Raw genomic sequence first — 15598 nt, 5'->3', positions numbered from 1 at the left:
CCCTAACCTTAGAGATTGGGGTTGAACATTTCTACCAGAATTCGGGAAGGGATAAAATCACCATTCAATGCATAGGCTTTCAAGCTGCAACCAAAAGTTAGCGCATTAACGTTACTATTCCAACGTCTTAGAATTCGGGTTTAAAGTTTGATAAATATCTTTCGTTTAAAAAGAAACCAAGCCGGAATGAAATTGATACCCACAAAAATTGACGCATAAAGCAAACTGACCACTTTAGGCGCAATGCCAATGGAAGTAAATGCATTGAAAAAATGGGCATTCAATGAATGCTCACCAAATGAGAGATAATAAAAAATAATTGCCAGGAGATCAGCCAAAACATACACGGTGATGGCATTCATACCATAGACCACTCCAAATTGTGCCCAATTTTGATTGCTCCCCATATCAATCACATAGATAGAAGAAGCGAGTATCATGGCTGCCATTCCTGAAGTGAACAATACAAATGAAGGCGTCCAGAGATTTTCGTTTAGCCCAAAGTTCCAGGTCAACACAATACCAATAATAAATGAGATAAACCCCCAGAACAAAAGCGTTTTAACTTTTGCTTCAATGGGTTGTTTTGTAAGCAGAAGTCTTCCAACAATCAAACCCGAGATGCCGGTAACAATAGAAGGGAATGTGCTAAGTATACCCTCCGGATCCCATGTTCCCCGCCACATTTTCCCGGGAAGTAACTGCTGATCAACCCAAGCTGCGAGATTAACACCGGGTTCAAGCATTGCTTTGTCATACCCAGGAGTTGGAATTAACAGCATTGCTAGGGAATAAAGCACCAACACCATCGCACCGATAGCGGCCTGCATACGCCAACTTGTCTGTAAAAACAAAAGGCCACAAACCAGGAAAACAATGGAAATACGCTGCAATGTGCCCGCCCAGCGCACTTCTTCCCAACTGAAATTAGCCAGTATTCCAAAATCATCTACTTGAGAATCGAAGCCTTGCGAGGGGCCTAAATTTAGGATCATTCCCACCATGAATATTTTTATGGCGCGTATAAACAGTTTTTTATACATTTCCTGCGGTTTATTTCCCGCCTCAAGTCGCTTGGAATAAGCCAAGGCGATAGAAACACCAACTGTAAATAAGAAAAAAGGCGCAATGACGTCTGTAAACGTAATACCCCACCATTCACTGTGCCGCAATGGACTGAAAACATAATTCCAGTCACCTGGAAAATTTACAAGTATCATGGCTGCAATGGTAAAGCCTCTGAAAGCATCAAGGGATACTAATCTTTTGTTTTCCATATTACAGTATTTTATTTAAAAAACTAATTGATTCGTCTCCTCAAAAAAGGCCGGCTTCTTTGTCTATTGACACTGAAAAAAAATAGCCGGTAGTTTTCAATTTCTTTTTCGGCTTACAAAATTCAAGTCATACAATATAGCCAACCGCATCCTATCTAAATCCAATTGCAATTTTAAATCCGATGTTCTTCCTCAAAGATTTGGCTTCGAAGAAATGTACTGCTTAGGTTTCACCCGATTGAGTTGTAAAAGCCACATCTCCAACTTGAAAAAAATAACTTTGATTCAAACAAACCCTTCCAGTCCATATAAAATCAATCTGATCTTAATTGTAATGCTTATCCAATTAAACCTGTTTTATGGATTACCAATTCAATTCCCACTTGAAATTGATTAATAATCAATCAGATGGATGCTGTGTTCGACTTCACCATGTTGGGGGACCAGGCCTTATTCTCCAAATCGTCTGATTTCCTGTCAGTTTGCCCCCTTATTATGAAACCTAAAGCATATCCCATCTAACTTACCTCAAGTTAGATGTTTTCCGTAACTTTTCCGCTGTCTTGGAATTCGGGTTAAACAGTTTCGGATTTGAGAATCCTACCGATTGACTCTCCTATTTCCAACAGCATATCACTTTCGTCTTTGGTGAAATCATACGAAACCGGCTTGGCAATCCCCAAAACTCCAAACAACTCCCCATTAAGCAACATCGGTACAGCAATAGAACCTTCTACCTTGGTTTCTTTCGCCGCTGGTCGGGCTACTCCTGTGTCGTCAGTCTGGAGGTTGCACATTTCCACAGGCTTTCTGCGCTCAGCCGCAATCCCTGCCATTCCTTTTCCTATGGGAATTTTAGACATTTTAGGGAGTAGAAATTCAGGAATTCCTTGCTGGGCCATCAGTACCAAGTGTTGGGATTCCTTGTCAAAAGAATGCAACGTGCCTGTGGAGCAACCAAATTCCGAGATAAGGGTTGACAACACCTTTTGCCAATGCATTGGACTTGTGGATTCTTTTAAAATGTCAAGAATTGAAGCCGATAAAGCCATAAAATGATTTTATTGAGTATAAAAACTAAATATTAAATACATTAGATTTCCCAATGATAGTCAAAATCTTCGTGAAATTATAAGCCTTGAATACCAAAAACAAATTGGTTTCTATAACTTTCATCCTAAATATACTTCGTTTCTATAAATATTAAAATTCTTAAAATGAGCTCCGACCAGCCAGAATCATTCTCGCCACTCCTGATCCAACATATCTTAGGAGGCAATGCCTTTGTCAAGATTGAGGAAATTCTCAGTAAAATAAAATTTAAAGAACTTGGTTTAAAATTTTCAGGACTCCCCTACTCTTTCTGGCAAGTATTTGAGCACATGCGGATTGCCCAAAAAGACATTTTGGAATTCTCTACTTCTTCCAATTACAAAGAGCTCAGCTGGCCTGAAGAATATTGGCCAACAAATGACCTTCCTGATTCTCCCGAACACTGGATCAATACCCAAAAGGATTTTTTTGATGATCGGGAAAAATTCAATGCATTCCTTTTAAACAACACCAAAAGTCTTTTGCATCCCTTTCCCTATGGAACTGGACAAACCCTTTTCCGGGAAGCATTGCTCATTCTTGAACACAATGCCTACCATACTGGTCAATTGATGATCATCTTAAGGATGTTAGAAGCCGAATCCTGAATACTTCCTTTACCTTCCTTTCTGGATTTAAACGCGAAATATGCATTAGGTTCGCCAATAGGGGTTCAAACCGACAGAAAATCAGACGATTTGGTGAAGTCAAAAATAATAAACTGAGACTGATTATGAAGTGATTTCAGGTTAGAATAAAATTTGTAAAGCCAAACACGGATCAAACTTATTTCCCTTTCATTAATTCCAATTCCACACTGGTCATATTTCCTTCCAAGGCTTGATCAAGTATCGTGTTCCATCGAGATTGAGCCCCATGGTCCAAACCATGGCGTGTCTGACCATCATATATTTCCTGTAGCCGGTTCATTTCCCGAAAAGCATCCAAAAATGCATCGTTTACCAAACCTTCATAGTTGTCGGGATTCAAATCCATATGCTTAAGCTTTTCAACCAATCGATTTCCTACGATCTTGGTGACATCAAAATGCCGTTGTTCATGGTTCAAAGTGTACTCACTTTGGCCACCGCTTTTTATCCAAGATGACCCGGGAAGCATATAGACTTTTACCTCCAAAGGCAGAATAATTGTCCCTTCCTGAACAAAGGGGGCTCCTTCCAAAGATAAACTGGTGAAAATTGTGGCATTGAATCGACTAGCCACATTGGGCCTATCCCTAAAATCTTGAAAAGAAATTGGTTTATTGGCATTATAAAAAACAGTGTCAGGATGGTTGATCCGGTCTTTTTCAATAATTTCCACGCGGACCTTATTGGCTAGCCTTCGGTCGTCTGCCGCCTGATCTCTTATCCAATCATTCAAAAATTGAACTGATTTTTTTATGCCTTGGTTTAGAACATTTCCTACCAAATCAGTCCGGTTGATCGAGCGTCTGTAATTCATTCCTGCCTCATAATCAACCAAATGTATAGGCTGAAAAGCACCTTCAAGGTAATAAGCAAATTTCATTTTGATATCCCCTGATGCCACCGAATTCCCTTGCTTTTGCTCAACGATGGCAAATTCCAGTACATGCAATTGGATGCGACGAATTTCACCTTTTTTCGGGACGGTATTGTTATAAAATTGCTTGAGCCCTTCTTGAAAACCACCTTCTAATCCATATAAAACGGATTGATTGGAAGAGGTATAGATTTTGCCCAACGCCGGTTTATTGCGTCTTGCGTCAACCACTTCTACCAACTCAAAAATACGCTCTGGCAAGTCCAGTGCGTTCCTTTTTAATCCAAAACTGATTTCCTGCGCTTTTAACGGAGTGATCAAACTTATCAGGAGGATCAAAAGACTCAATAATTTTTCATGCATAATTAAAGTAAACGGAATGCCATTTCAACAGTTTTATTCTCTTTTAGAATATTTTTATTGCAAGGCTTCGGTTTTCCCTTCAAAATTTTGGTTTATTTTTTTTCAAATACCAATCTTGCATGTCCCATAATTTCCCTCTCGAAGCAAACCCTGTTTGGTCTAACCCTGAGTACGGCGAGTTGGTGCCTAAATTCCTTATCGGTAATCAGTTTGGGGACCAATGAAGCAAACCAAAGGTATTTTTTTAGGTCGAATTTATAGAATAATTTAGTCCACTCCCGATTGGTCTTGATATAATCCAGTCGTCCGTCACTGTAAAAAACTTTCTTAAAATAGGGTTCAGCTACCCTTAGGATATGTTCGTGACCATAGGGTATCCATGAATCGGGATTATGTTTGAGCAAAAGTGCCATGATGTAACTATCTGAGCCTTTGGGAGCATTGATATCGATCTCCTCAAAAGGAATCATATTTTTACCAAAAACCATGGATTGCATATAAAACCTCCCCCCTTTGGGAAGAAGGTTGTAAATGTGCTTGAAATAATCATCGTAAACCTCGTCCTGATTGCCATTCAAATAATCCTTGACAGAAGCCACATGTTCGAAACTCCCAAAAGCCGTGACAGCATCAAATAAACCGAAATCCTGTGGTTTGATGTATCTGGCATCCTTGAGGTAAACATCAAGCCCAGATTCAATGCAGGCGGCTGTTTGAGCATCAGAGAGATTCACTCCTACACCGTTTGCGCCAACAGTATCCCTGATATATTTGAGCCAACCTCCCCAGCCACAACCCAAGTCCAATACTTTGGTTCCAGCCTTGATCCCCAATTGATCAATCACAAAATCATACTTTCTTTTTTGGGCCTCGTCCAAACTTAGGGTGAAATCTCCATTGTACATGGCATTGCTGAAGTGGGCATTTTCCCCTAAACTCAGCCGGATAAATTTGTCAATGTTGGAATAAGTGAAATCCATTTCCTTTTTCTTGTCCCAAGTTTGTCCCTCTCTTTCGCTGACACTTGAACCAATCCACTTATCTGTCAAAGTTTCCGGTTTTAACTGATCTGATCCCATTTTTATTTGATTAAAGAGTGAAAAATAAATGATTAAATAAAACTCATTGCTCTCTTAATGTAATAATATATTTAATTTAAGTAATAAAACCTTTAAAACATATTCCCGATTCAAGAAATTTTTTACGCAAAAAAATAAAAACACCCAAAGTCTCTAAAAAAACCTTATGAAATTTAGCAATTGACAAAATAGTGTACAGAATATTTTTCATTGTCTCAATAAATCAATAAATTATTTGTGAATTACAGTAAAAAACCAATTCCAATCTTTCAAACTAAATTTTTAACATTATGGGAAATTTACTTTATATTATCGCAGTGATTTTAATCATCGCCTGGGCAATCGGATTTATAGGCTACAGTGCGGGTGGTTTGATCCATGTCCTTCTCGTTATTGCCATTATAGCCATCATTTTAAGGGTGATACAAGGAGGGAGAATCGTTTAAAAAACAAAAGGATTGCAAGATCACCAACTTTGGAACAGGATTGGAAAAATATTCCTTTCCTGTTTTTTTATTGGGTACTGTTTTTGAAGTCAAGGAAAAGTAAAACTAAAATAAATCTTATGGAAACCATTAAATCAGGATCAATAGATGCTTTGTATGAAAGGATTGATACTTTTGGCAAAACCACCCTTGAACTGTCCAAGCTAAAAACGGTCGCCATAACATCAAAAATAATGACGACTTTGGTGGCGAGAATGGGTCTCATGCTGATGGTTTCAATGTTCTTGCTGCTATCCAGTGTTGGCTTATCTCTTTATCTCGGAGATCTTTTGGGAAAACTTTATTATGGATTTTTTGTAGTTGGGGCCTTTTATTTCCTTACCAGCATCATTTTCTATTTTTTCCTTCACAAATGGGTAGAAAAACCCGTCAGTAATTTACTCATCTCCCAAATTTTAGATTAGACCCAATCATGAAAAAAATAAAATCAGAAACCGACCTGAATGCTGCGATTTGGGCATTGGAAAGAAAACGGGAAGAGGATTTGAGATTGCTCAAGGCGGAGTTCCACCTTGTCTCTGATAACCTCAAGCCCTTGAACCTGATCAAAAACACCTTCAAAAAAGCGACAGAATCTCCGGAAGTAAAGCAGAACTTGTTGAATACCACTTTGGGCCTTTCGAGTGGTTTGGTTCTGAAAAAAATACTTGTTGGCGCATCTGCCGGACCTGCAAAGACCATCATTGGCACAGCCTTGATGCTTGGAATAACCAATGTGCTTTCCCATAATCCAGAAAAAGTGGAAAAGGTGAAAAACAAGATTATCGGTTTTATCCAAACAAAACTAAAAAGGCCTAGGAAACAAATTATTGACATCACCCCAGATTCCAAAGATATTACATATCAAGATCCAGAGAATTGAGATGTAAATTATCTAACGTAATCTTTTAAGTCATCTAGATTGTCCTGAAAATCATATTGAAGATCTTCATGAAGCCCGCTGATCAATTTTTCGACTTTTCCGACTTGTACTTTGTATAGGTTGTCAATGACGGGATGTCGAAACCGGAGGTAACCATATTCCTGCAACATTTTGCAAAAATCGATGATCAACTCAATTTGAGCAGCTTTGTCCTTGGAGATTTTCAAAAATTTATTGAGCTTTCTTCGGATGCCCTGCGCGGATTTTTTGGCGAGATGGTAATGGCTGATATTGGCATTTTGGAATTCACTCTTGAGTTCCTCCTGTACCATTTCGATGAAAAGCCTAGGATTGTCCCGTTCATAAAGTTTAAAAAATAAATATTTTTTATTGTCCATATTGAATTTGGACAAATCTGTAATGAGGGCTATGAGTTCTTTTTCCGATAAAAAATTCAACTCCTTTTTGATATCTGCCAGACTTGCTATTTTCATGTATCCAATAGAATCAAAAACTTGATGGGGTATTTAAAATTGATCGGGAATTTCAGTCGATAAAGGAAGAAATTAAAAAATATTGGATAATTAAACCTTATCCAATATTTTCACTTTTATTGCGCTCAGACCTTTGGGCGTTCTTTCAGTTTCGAAAGTCACTTTGTCGCTTTCCTGAATACTGTCTATGCAGCCGTTCAAGTGGACAAAAATACTTTCCTGTGATTCCTGGTCTTTGATAAAACCATAACCTTTTGATGAGTTGAAGAAGGTTACCGTACCTTTTCTGGTTGGATCTTCAGGCTCAATGTCCTCTTGTCTCGAAACCCCAATCTGGATATTCTCGGCAATGACAACTCTCTTTTTCAGAGGATCAGGAGGAGTTGAGGTAATGTTTCCATCTGCATCAACATAGGCGATCATATCATCTAGATCTCCGCTTTTATCTGTGTTGGCCTTACGGGCAACTTTCTTCTCATCTTTGTCCTGCTTCTTTTTGAGTCTTTTCTTTTCCTTTTCTTTTTTGTTAAAAGTTTCTCTCGATTTTGCCATTTATAATTTTTGTTGTTTGATAATGATGTTCTTTCAATAATTCCCCTTCAATTCCCTAACCCTTAAGGTCCCATCAGTGTTCCCTGATACGTCCAATAAAAATAAACTTTTTACTGAATATGGCTGAAGTTTATAACTTTAAGATTAAAAAACTTTTGTCAATATTTAGGGAACCTAAACAGATTCTTATCAGAATAGCTGTAAGGAATACAAAGTACCGAGAAATTTTAGTTTTTTCCTATTTTGTGGACGGTTATGTTATGAAAATATGGGATTAATAAATGGATAAATCCTGTTTATCATCGTTCAGTCTCCCTTTAGGACATTTTAGGTCGAAAATCAATCGCTTAATAGAACTAAGTTAATAATTTAATTATTTGACTTTTGGTCTTGAATCAAAAAAGAGGCAGGATTGTCTCCCTGCCTCTTTTTTGATGGATTGACTGATTATTTCACAAACGTGAAAACATGTTGACCTGCCAAGGATTCCAACCGACCCGGTTTGAGCGTGTTGGTCTCCCAAGGCATTGCCAACCTAAGTGTCTGGGCTGTCAGTTCTTGAATTGTGACATCCACACCATCATTTCGCTTAATGACCGTGGCCTGCTCATTGGTAAATGCCCAAGTCCCACTTGCTGGCCAGACGACTCCACCATTGGTACTGTTATAAGCTGTACTGGTGAAACTCAAAGTCAAATCGCTGTAGACAGCTGTCTGGTTCACTCCATCAACGGTCACTCGGTCCAATTTCCAAGTAGTGTTGGTGAGTTTTTCCATCGCCTCTTCCTTCAAAGTGGGTTTCGGTTTTTCAACATCATCCTTACAACTTGACACCAATCCCATCATTCCCATTAGGAGAACCAGGAAAAACATTTGATTAAGATTCGATATTTTTTTCATTTTTTCTTATGTATGTTTTAGATCAACATTTGCTTCGCCCAATATCATTTTTAAGTCCACTTTCGTTTGTTGAAAAGATATTGGGCCGAAAACAAGTCTTCCTATTTTTTAATGATTTTAGTTCTGAAACTCTCGTTGCCCTGTTGGATCCAAAGCACATAGACGCCAGGAGATAAACCTGACATGTTTACCTGATAAACATCCCCTATTTGGACGAAAGGGATTGCGTATGATCTCCCAGTCATGTCGATGATTTCCAAACTTCTTAGCGCCCCGTTCATTCCATGTACCTCTACATAATCAACAGTAGGATTAGGGAAGACGCGGATACTGCCGATTGGCCTGATTTCAGATCCATTGACAATCAATACAGTCCCATTTGAAATTTCACTTTTGCAATCACCAAGTGTAACCTGCACAGTGAACACACCAAAATCAGTCACAGACAAGGTCATTCCATTGGCTCCTGGAATGATTACACCGTTGAAGAACCACTGATTTCCCTCTGATGCACTGGAAGTCAAAATGATGGTTTCCGTACCTACTCCTGTCATGGTGATCACTGGCTTTGGAGGATTGACACATGCCACCTGCTCTCCAAATTCGATATCATCAAAATAATAGGTCTTTTCACCTGCTTCTGCACCCGTTTTTCCGAAATTAAAGAAAATCGAAAGCTTGTTATAAGAAGAGGATATCTTGAATTCCGCTGTACCTTCCACTTGGTTGTCAAAATCAAAAGAAAGCGTTTCCCAATTGCCTGCCACTGTTGTGGATGTTTCAGTTTCTACTGACTCTTCATTGTTCAAATGGTTTTCAACCTTCAATCGCACAGGAATCCCAGCATCCGGTGACCAAACCCTTACACTTAGTTTTTTATTTTCAGCTGTAAAGGGAATTTTACTACTGAAACCGGTCTGAACTCCATTGGAGGTGGCAGTGACTGTAGTTCCTGCCCAAAGCTCCGCTGCATCTGATTTCGTCACCTTTGCTACTTTGTTTGCAGAATTGGTAGGATCCTGAACGATGCTGGAAGCATCCGCCCCACCAAATCCAACTAAGCCATAATTGACATTTTCTCCGTCAAAGGTTACTGGAACATTCATTTGTGCCAATGTCTCCACTGGAGTGCTTCCATCTGCAACAAGTGAAATATCATCCAACAGATAAGTGAAATTCGCAGAGCCGTCTCCAACAGTTCCCAAATCAAAGATCAAGACCACTTTCTGATAACTGTTCGTGGTATTGATGGCTTCATAATCGAAGGTCAATTCTTCCCACTCATTTGCCTTGGTTCCGGCAACCTCTTTTTCAAAAGCAATCTCTGAATTCGTTTGGTTTTCCACTTTCAACAAAAGCTTCGCACCAACCCTTGGCATAAACACTTTGACTTTGAAGATTTTTCCTTGGCTGAAATCAATCGGTGAAGCCAATTGGATCAATGTTCCAGCAAATACCGCACCTTGATATTTAATCATTTGGCCAACAAAACCACTAGTGTTGATGCCTCCTACTTGAGGATTGAAAACTCTGGTAAGCTCTGCTCCCTCGAAGTTCAAGAAATCATATTTAAGATCTCCGGATTCAAAGTCCAAAGGAATCACTGGAAGCTGACTTGTCACGGGATTTTCACCGTCTGAAACCAGTGCAATGTCATCCACCAAATAGGTGAAATTCGCAGAGCCGTCTCCAGCTGTTCCCAAGTCAAAGATCAAAACCACCTTCTGATAACTGTTTAAGGTACTGATACCCGAATAATCGAAGGTCAATTCTTCCCATTCGTTTGCCTTGGTTCCGGTAACTTCTTTCTCAAAAGCAATTCCTCCATCGGTTTGGTTTTCCACTTTCAACAAAAGCTTCGCACCAACCCTCGGCATGTATACTTTGACTTTAAAAATCTTCCCTTTACTGAAATCAATAGCTGAAGCCAAAGGAATCACTGCTCCGGCGAATACTTCTCCCGGATTTTTGACCATTTGTGCCACAAAGCCGCTGGTGTTGATTCCACTTGATTGTGGATTGGCGATTCTGCTTAACTCTCCTCCCTCGAAGTTCAAAAAATCATAGGCCAATTCGCCTGATTCAAAATCCAATGGAATTACCGGAAGCTGACCTGTAACTGGGTTTTCGGTTGCTGATGTACCAAATACGATGTCATCAAAGTAATAGGTTTTCTCTCCAGCTGTAGCACCTTCTGTCCCGAAATTGAAGAAAAGGGAGGCTTTGTTGAAATTCAAGGCAAGGTTGAGCGCTTCTGTACCCTGAGCTTGATTGGCAAAATCAAAAACCAAAGTTTCCCATTGACCTGCAAGGGTAGTTTTTGTTTCGGTTTCAACAGACTGATTGACACTCAGATAATTTTCCACCTTTAACCGAACAGGGATTCCTGCATCTGGTGACCATACCCTAACAGACATTTTCTTGTTCTGTGCGGTGAAAGGTATTTTGTTAGCAAAACCAGTCTCTACTCCTTCCGTGACTGCGGTCACAGTAGTTCCTGCCCATGATTGCGCGTCGGCAGATTTGATTATCCGCGCTACTTTGTTGTTTGCATCTGTCGGGTCAACTACAATGGTGCCATCAGCGCCGCCAAATCCAACCAATCCATAAGTCACTTCCACGTTGTCAAAGGAAACGGGAAGATCCATTTGGCCCACCGTTACTACTCCACCACCATTACCTCCGGCGACCAATAAAACATCATCTATCAAATAAGTGAAATTCGCTGATCCATCTCCCATTGTACCGAGATCAAATATCAAAACCAATTTTTGGTAGCTTTCAGATGGATTGATGCCAGAATAGTCAAAACTTAACTCTTCCCATTCATTGGCTTTTGTTCCAGTAACTTCCTTTTCAAAGGAGATCGCAGGATTGGACTGGTTTTCAACTTTAAGCAAGAGCTTGGCTCCCACTCTTGGCATATATACTTTTACTTTGAAAGTTTTACTTTGTGAAAAATCAATTGGAGTAGCCAATGGAATCAAGGTCCCAGCATAAACTTCTCCGGCATTTTTGACCATTCGTCCTACGAAGGCACTTGTATTGATCCCATTACTTTGCGGATTTGCTATCCTCGTTAGATCTCCCCCGGCAAAATTTTCGAATCCATATTCTATGCTCGTAGATTCAAAATCCAGAGGGAGAACAGGTAAAGCCGAATCAACTGGGTTTTCACCACCTACAGAGCCTACGAAAATCATATCATCGAAATAATATGTTTTTTCTCCAGCTGTATTTCCCTCCGTTCCAAAATTCATGAAAACGGAAGCTTTGTTGAAATTCAGATCATAATTGATAGCTTCTGTTCCTTGGGCCTGATTTGCAAAATTGAAAACCAAGGTTTCCCATTCACCTGCAAGGGAAGTATTTGTTTCTGTCTCGATAGATTGGGTGACATTCAGGTAATTTTCAATCTTTATCCTGACTGGAGTACCTGCATCGGGCGACCAAACCCGTAAAGTAATCCCAGTCGCACCTACTGCAAATGGAACAGGTTTGGCAAATCCAGAATTACCCCCTATTGTGGTGCCTGCCCAACCCGCAGCATCCAATGGTTTGATGATTTTCACTACTTTATTGTCTGCATTGGTTGGATCCGCGACGATTTCGGAAATGTTTCCTCCAAAATCCGTCAATTCATAATTAATGGTAGTACTTTCAAAATCAACCGGAAGATCCAACTCTTCTGCTGCGATGAACACTACCTCATCCCAATAGTATGTTTGTTCGCCCGCTCCACCGTTCGTCCCAAAATCAAAGAAGATGGATACTTTATTGTATTGTTTTGCAAAATCAAGGGCGGCACCTTCCACTGGAGATGAGAAATCGAATACCAATGTTTGCCACTCGTTTGCAATAATGGAATTTGTTTGCGTTTCTACGGAAACATCTGTATTTCCTGCCTGTTCTACTTTCAATCGGATTGGAATTCCTGCTTTAGGAGACCAAACACGAACACTCATGGTTGTGGAACCTTCTTTAAATGGAATTGCAGAAGCAAAACCACTTGCATCCCCAATGGTTGTACCTGCCCACACTTCGGCACCTACAGTTTTGATCGATTTCACGACTCTGTTCTGAGGGTTGGTTGGATCTGCGACGATTTCAGAAGCGTTTCCTCCAAAATCCACCAGCTGGTAATCCAATGTGGTGTTTTCAAAGTCAACGGGTAGATTTAAAAGCGTATTCCCACAATCAGTACCCACAGTATATTCAAGAATTTTAGTAGTGGCCAATCCGCCGGCAAAAGCGAATTTACAGGCTATCCTAAATGTCGAACCGGGCGTTTGACCGGCAAAAGTCAAAGAAAACTTGTTTCCTTCAACCTGTGTCATGGGCCTTTCTGAAAAATTCGGATTGTAAGTCTGGGCAAAAGCCACTAGACCATCTTTTGATTCTAGAAGTTCAAAAGTAGCGGTTATATTAGTTCCATTGGTAGTGAAACGGTATTTGAAGCCATCGGTAAAAGCACCATCGGAAGCTTCGGTCGAAGTGCCTTCGCATTCTGTGTTTACGCTTTGCGCCTGCAAATAGGCAACAAACGCAAAACAGAATAACATAGTCATAGTAAATTTTTTCATAAGCAGTTTTACTTAGGGTTATTGTTGATTGTTAATGAATTAATAATATTGAAAAGTAATGTTTGTTCGTATAAAAACTGGATTTCACAGTACATCATTACTACATCATTGTGAGTTTTGATTTACATCATTACTACATCATTGGCTTCAGTGAGTTTTTTTGAATCCATTTAAGCCTGAAAAAATAGTTAAAATAAAAGCCTTGAGGCCTTGCTTAAAGGCAGAGAAATAAGGGACGTTTTTTAATGTGTTTTGAATTCTTGCCAAGGCAAAACCGCTTTTATAAAAATCAGGAAAATAATAGGAATAAAAAAAGTTCGAGTTGAGGTCAAGCGAATTCAAAACAAACCCAAAAACTTGCTTTTTTTGATTGGCTGTTAAGCCTGAAATATGCAAAAGGTTTCCAAATGGGATTGAAACTGAAAGAAAATTTGACTATTAGGTGAATAAATCCAGGTAACAATAGGGCAAAATCATAAATAGTAAACAACTAATTGATTATCAATTAGTTGTTTTATTGAATTCGAAATGCATAAAACGGGTTAAATTAAATATTTGTGGTTTTTTGCTTAAATTAGATTTTTGTTGTTCGTCATTTCAAAACCTCATGAAAGAAATCAATAACATCGTAGCAGCCTACGACAAAGCAGAAAGTCAAGGAAAAAAAACTGCCTTGGCAACAGTGGTGAAAGTCGATGGTTCAGCATATAGAAGACCAGGAGCCCGAATGTTGGTGACCGAGGATGGAGAACTCACAGGCGCCATCAGTGGAGGCTGCTTGGAAGGAGATGCTCTTCGGAAGGCACAATTGGTGATTTTTCAACAGAAACCAATGTTAGTGACTTACGATACTACCGATGAAGACGATCAAAAATTTGGTGTTGGTTTGGGCTGCAACGGAATCATACATGTCTTGATAGAACCCTTGGATCCAAATGATGTAGAGAATCCTGTGGCACTTTTGAAATTGAGTCAAAGAACAAGAGAAATCTGCGTAATGACCACCATTTTTTCACTCAAATATGCCTCTGCAGAACAAATAGGAACTAAGGTACTGTTCAAAAAAGACAGCATTACAGGAACGTTGGAAAAAGAACATGGTGAAATTTTTGAACAAATCAGGAATGAAATACCCTCTGTTTTCGAAAGCCAACACAACAAAATCAGTGAATGCATTGGTTTTGATGCGGTTCACGTTTTTTATCAATTTATAAAACCCCCTACAAAGCTATTGCTTTTCGGTGCTGGCAATGATGTAATCCCCTTGGTGAAAATGGCCCATATTTTAGGATATGAAATTACCTTGATTGACGGTAGAAAAAATTATGCGACCTCGGAAAGGTTTCCCGAAGTCAATCAAATTATTCTGGGAAAGGCAGATGAGGTGGTTTCAAAAATCGAATTTGATTCCAATACTATTGCCCTTTTGATGACCCACAATTTCGAATATGAAGCACAGGTTTTGTCGGCAGCACAAATGCAATCCCTGCCATATATCGGGATTTTGGGGCCAAAAAAGAAAACCGAAAAACTGAAAGAGAGGCTTGAGGCAAACGGCATCAAAATAAGTGAGGGGTTTGAATCAAAGATTTATGCACCCATCGGGCTTGATATCGGCTCAGAAACCCCTGAGGAAATTGCGTTGGCCATCTTCTCCGAGGTACAGGCAGTCATGAAAGGAAAATCTCCTTCATTTCTCCGGGACAAAAAAGGCCCCATCCACATGGAAGAATTGAAATCCACCAATAGTACTCTGGCTTATGGAAACCAATAAAACTGCACTTATCCTACTTGCTGCTGGAGGATCGACCCGAATGGGCGTTCCCAAACAGTTGCTGATGTACAAAAATCGGTCATTGCTTCAAATTTCCATTGATACGGGAATCCATTCCAATACCCAATACCAATTGTTGGTCCTGGGTGAAAAATATGCCCAAATCCTATCCCAAATCAAATTGGGGAAAATGGATGTTATCGTGAATGCAGCATGGGAAAAAGGAATGGCATCCACCTTGAAATTAGGATTGGAATATGTGATGGAAAAGGGATCATTCGATCAAGTGGTGGTGATTCTCTGTGACCAACCATTTATCAGCCCGGAATTGATTGATCAATTGATCACGACTCAAAACGCAACAGGAAAAGGCATCGTGGCATGCCATTATAAAGAGACCAATGGTGTTCCTGTTTTATTTACGAAAAAATATTTCCCGGAATTATTGAAATTAACCGGAAAGGAAGGAGCAAAAAAACTCATTTATGAACATTCCGGTGATTTGGCATTGGTGGATTTTGAATTGGGAATCGTGGATATCGATACCCGCGAAGATTACAGAGGTTTGATTGAGGGATTGTGAAAATCCCAT

At 39.6% G+C, this 15598-nt stretch carries 14 protein-coding genes; 6 read left to right on the top strand and 8 right to left on the bottom strand.

Features of this window, described 5'->3' with window-relative positions; genetic code table 11:
• Positions 1-140 precede the first annotated feature (140 nt).
• Entirely contained in the window at positions 141-1277 is a 1137-nt protein-coding gene (locus Q7J63_RS15675; RefSeq protein ID WP_304887490.1) for an acyltransferase family protein, read from the bottom strand.
• A 575-nt stretch (positions 1278-1852) separates the two neighbouring features.
• Positions 1853-2329: a GAF domain-containing protein gene (locus tag Q7J63_RS15670; protein WP_304887488.1), complete on the bottom strand. Its 477-nt coding sequence runs from the start codon at positions 2327-2329 to the stop codon at positions 1853-1855.
• Positions 2330-2494: 165 nt separating this feature from the next.
• Between Q7J63_RS15670 and Q7J63_RS15665 the strand changes: the two genes are divergently transcribed.
• On the top strand, positions 2495-2977 hold the full coding sequence (locus Q7J63_RS15665) for a DinB family protein (RefSeq protein ID WP_304887486.1): 483 nt from the start codon (positions 2495-2497) through the stop codon (positions 2975-2977).
• A gap of 178 nt (positions 2978-3155) precedes the next feature.
• Here Q7J63_RS15665 and Q7J63_RS15660 read toward each other — a convergent pair whose 3' ends face one another.
• Together Q7J63_RS15660 and Q7J63_RS15655 are read right to left on the bottom strand one after the other, a co-directional pair.
• Positions 3156-4256 (bottom strand): hypothetical protein, encoded by a 1101-nt coding sequence (locus tag Q7J63_RS15660; RefSeq protein WP_304887484.1) that lies wholly within the window; start codon positions 4254-4256, stop codon positions 3156-3158.
• Between the two features lie 92 nt (positions 4257-4348).
• Positions 4349-5335, bottom strand: coding sequence for a cyclopropane-fatty-acyl-phospholipid synthase family protein (locus Q7J63_RS15655; RefSeq protein WP_019600308.1), 987 nt, complete (start codon positions 5333-5335; stop codon positions 4349-4351).
• 290 nt (positions 5336-5625) lie between these two features.
• Between Q7J63_RS15655 and Q7J63_RS15650 the strand changes: the two genes are divergently transcribed.
• From Q7J63_RS15650 to Q7J63_RS15640, 3 genes are all read left to right on the top strand, one after another.
• Entirely contained in the window at positions 5626-5781 is a 156-nt protein-coding gene (locus Q7J63_RS15650; RefSeq protein ID WP_304887479.1) for a lmo0937 family membrane protein, read from the top strand.
• A gap of 119 nt (positions 5782-5900) precedes the next feature.
• Positions 5901-6245, top strand: a complete 345-nt coding sequence (locus tag Q7J63_RS15645; RefSeq protein WP_304887477.1) for a hypothetical protein — start codon at positions 5901-5903, stop codon at positions 6243-6245.
• A gap of 8 nt (positions 6246-6253) precedes the next feature.
• A complete protein-coding gene (locus Q7J63_RS15640) occupies positions 6254-6703 on the top strand; it encodes a hypothetical protein (RefSeq protein WP_019600305.1) in 450 nt (149 codons plus the stop codon).
• A gap of 8 nt (positions 6704-6711) precedes the next feature.
• Here Q7J63_RS15640 and Q7J63_RS15635 read toward each other — a convergent pair whose 3' ends face one another.
• The 4 genes from Q7J63_RS15635 to Q7J63_RS15620 all read right to left on the bottom strand — a co-directional run bounded on the left by Q7J63_RS15635 (position 6712) and on the right by Q7J63_RS15620 (position 13217).
• Positions 6712-7197, bottom strand: a complete 486-nt coding sequence (locus tag Q7J63_RS15635; protein ID WP_019600304.1) for a hypothetical protein — start codon at positions 7195-7197, stop codon at positions 6712-6714.
• 90 nt (positions 7198-7287) lie between these two features.
• A complete protein-coding gene (locus tag Q7J63_RS15630; protein ID WP_019600303.1) occupies positions 7288-7749 on the bottom strand; it encodes a cold-shock protein in 462 nt (153 codons plus the stop codon).
• A gap of 447 nt (positions 7750-8196) precedes the next feature.
• Positions 8197-8649, bottom strand: coding sequence for a hypothetical protein (locus Q7J63_RS15625; RefSeq protein WP_304887473.1), 453 nt, complete (start codon positions 8647-8649; stop codon positions 8197-8199).
• A gap of 101 nt (positions 8650-8750) precedes the next feature.
• Positions 8751-13217, bottom strand: a complete 4467-nt coding sequence (locus tag Q7J63_RS15620) for a T9SS type A sorting domain-containing protein (RefSeq protein WP_304887471.1) — start codon at positions 13215-13217, stop codon at positions 8751-8753.
• A gap of 622 nt (positions 13218-13839) precedes the next feature.
• On the opposite strand from Q7J63_RS15620, the gene Q7J63_RS15615 reads away from it, so the two are divergent.
• Complete coding sequence (locus tag Q7J63_RS15615; RefSeq protein WP_304887469.1) at positions 13840-15006, top strand: XdhC family protein; 1167 nt, start codon at positions 13840-13842, stop codon at positions 15004-15006.
• The gene (locus Q7J63_RS15610; protein WP_304887467.1) at positions 14993-15589 is read left to right on the top strand and encodes a nucleotidyltransferase family protein; all 597 of its coding nucleotides are present in this window, start codon (positions 14993-14995) and stop codon (positions 15587-15589) included. The genes Q7J63_RS15615 and Q7J63_RS15610 overlap by 14 nt, the downstream gene beginning before the upstream one ends.
• Positions 15590-15598: the final 9 nt, after the last annotated feature.

This window comes from Rhodonellum sp., assembly GCF_030656585.1.
GTDB lineage: Bacteria > Bacteroidota > Bacteroidia > Cytophagales > Cyclobacteriaceae > Rhodonellum > Rhodonellum psychrophilum.
This window is presented reverse-complemented; position numbering and strand designations above follow the sequence as displayed.

Excerpts from the sequence above, each read along its gene's own strand:
- Q7J63_RS15625 (WP_304887473.1), bottom strand. The coding sequence starts at position 8,649 with ATGAAAAAAATATCGAATCTTAATCAAATGTTTTTCCTGGTTCTCCTA.
- Q7J63_RS15645 (WP_304887477.1), top strand. The coding sequence starts at position 5,901 with ATGGAAACCATTAAATCAGGATCAATAGATGCTTTGTATGAAAGGATT.
- Q7J63_RS15620 (WP_304887471.1), bottom strand. The coding sequence starts at position 13,217 with ATGACTATGTTATTCTGTTTTGCGTTTGTTGCCTATTTGCAGGCGCAA.
- Q7J63_RS15610 (WP_304887467.1), top strand. The coding sequence starts at position 14,993 with ATGGAAACCAATAAAACTGCACTTATCCTACTTGCTGCTGGAGGATCG.
- Q7J63_RS15665 (WP_304887486.1), top strand. The coding sequence starts at position 2,495 with ATGAGCTCCGACCAGCCAGAATCATTCTCGCCACTCCTGATCCAACAT.
- Q7J63_RS15670 (WP_304887488.1), bottom strand. The coding sequence starts at position 2,329 with ATGGCTTTATCGGCTTCAATTCTTGACATTTTAAAAGAATCCACAAGT.
- Q7J63_RS15635 (WP_019600304.1), bottom strand. The coding sequence starts at position 7,197 with ATGAAAATAGCAAGTCTGGCAGATATCAAAAAGGAGTTGAATTTTTTA.
- Q7J63_RS15630 (WP_019600303.1), bottom strand. The coding sequence starts at position 7,749 with ATGGCAAAATCGAGAGAAACTTTTAACAAAAAAGAAAAGGAAAAGAAA.
- Q7J63_RS15650 (WP_304887479.1), top strand. The coding sequence starts at position 5,626 with ATGGGAAATTTACTTTATATTATCGCAGTGATTTTAATCATCGCCTGG.
- Q7J63_RS15660 (WP_304887484.1), bottom strand. The coding sequence starts at position 4,256 with ATGCATGAAAAATTATTGAGTCTTTTGATCCTCCTGATAAGTTTGATC.
- Q7J63_RS15675 (WP_304887490.1), bottom strand. The coding sequence starts at position 1,277 with ATGGAAAACAAAAGATTAGTATCCCTTGATGCTTTCAGAGGCTTTACC.
- Q7J63_RS15655 (WP_019600308.1), bottom strand. The coding sequence starts at position 5,335 with ATGGGATCAGATCAGTTAAAACCGGAAACTTTGACAGATAAGTGGATT.
- Q7J63_RS15640 (WP_019600305.1), top strand. The coding sequence starts at position 6,254 with ATGAAAAAAATAAAATCAGAAACCGACCTGAATGCTGCGATTTGGGCA.
- Q7J63_RS15615 (WP_304887469.1), top strand. The coding sequence starts at position 13,840 with ATGAAAGAAATCAATAACATCGTAGCAGCCTACGACAAAGCAGAAAGT.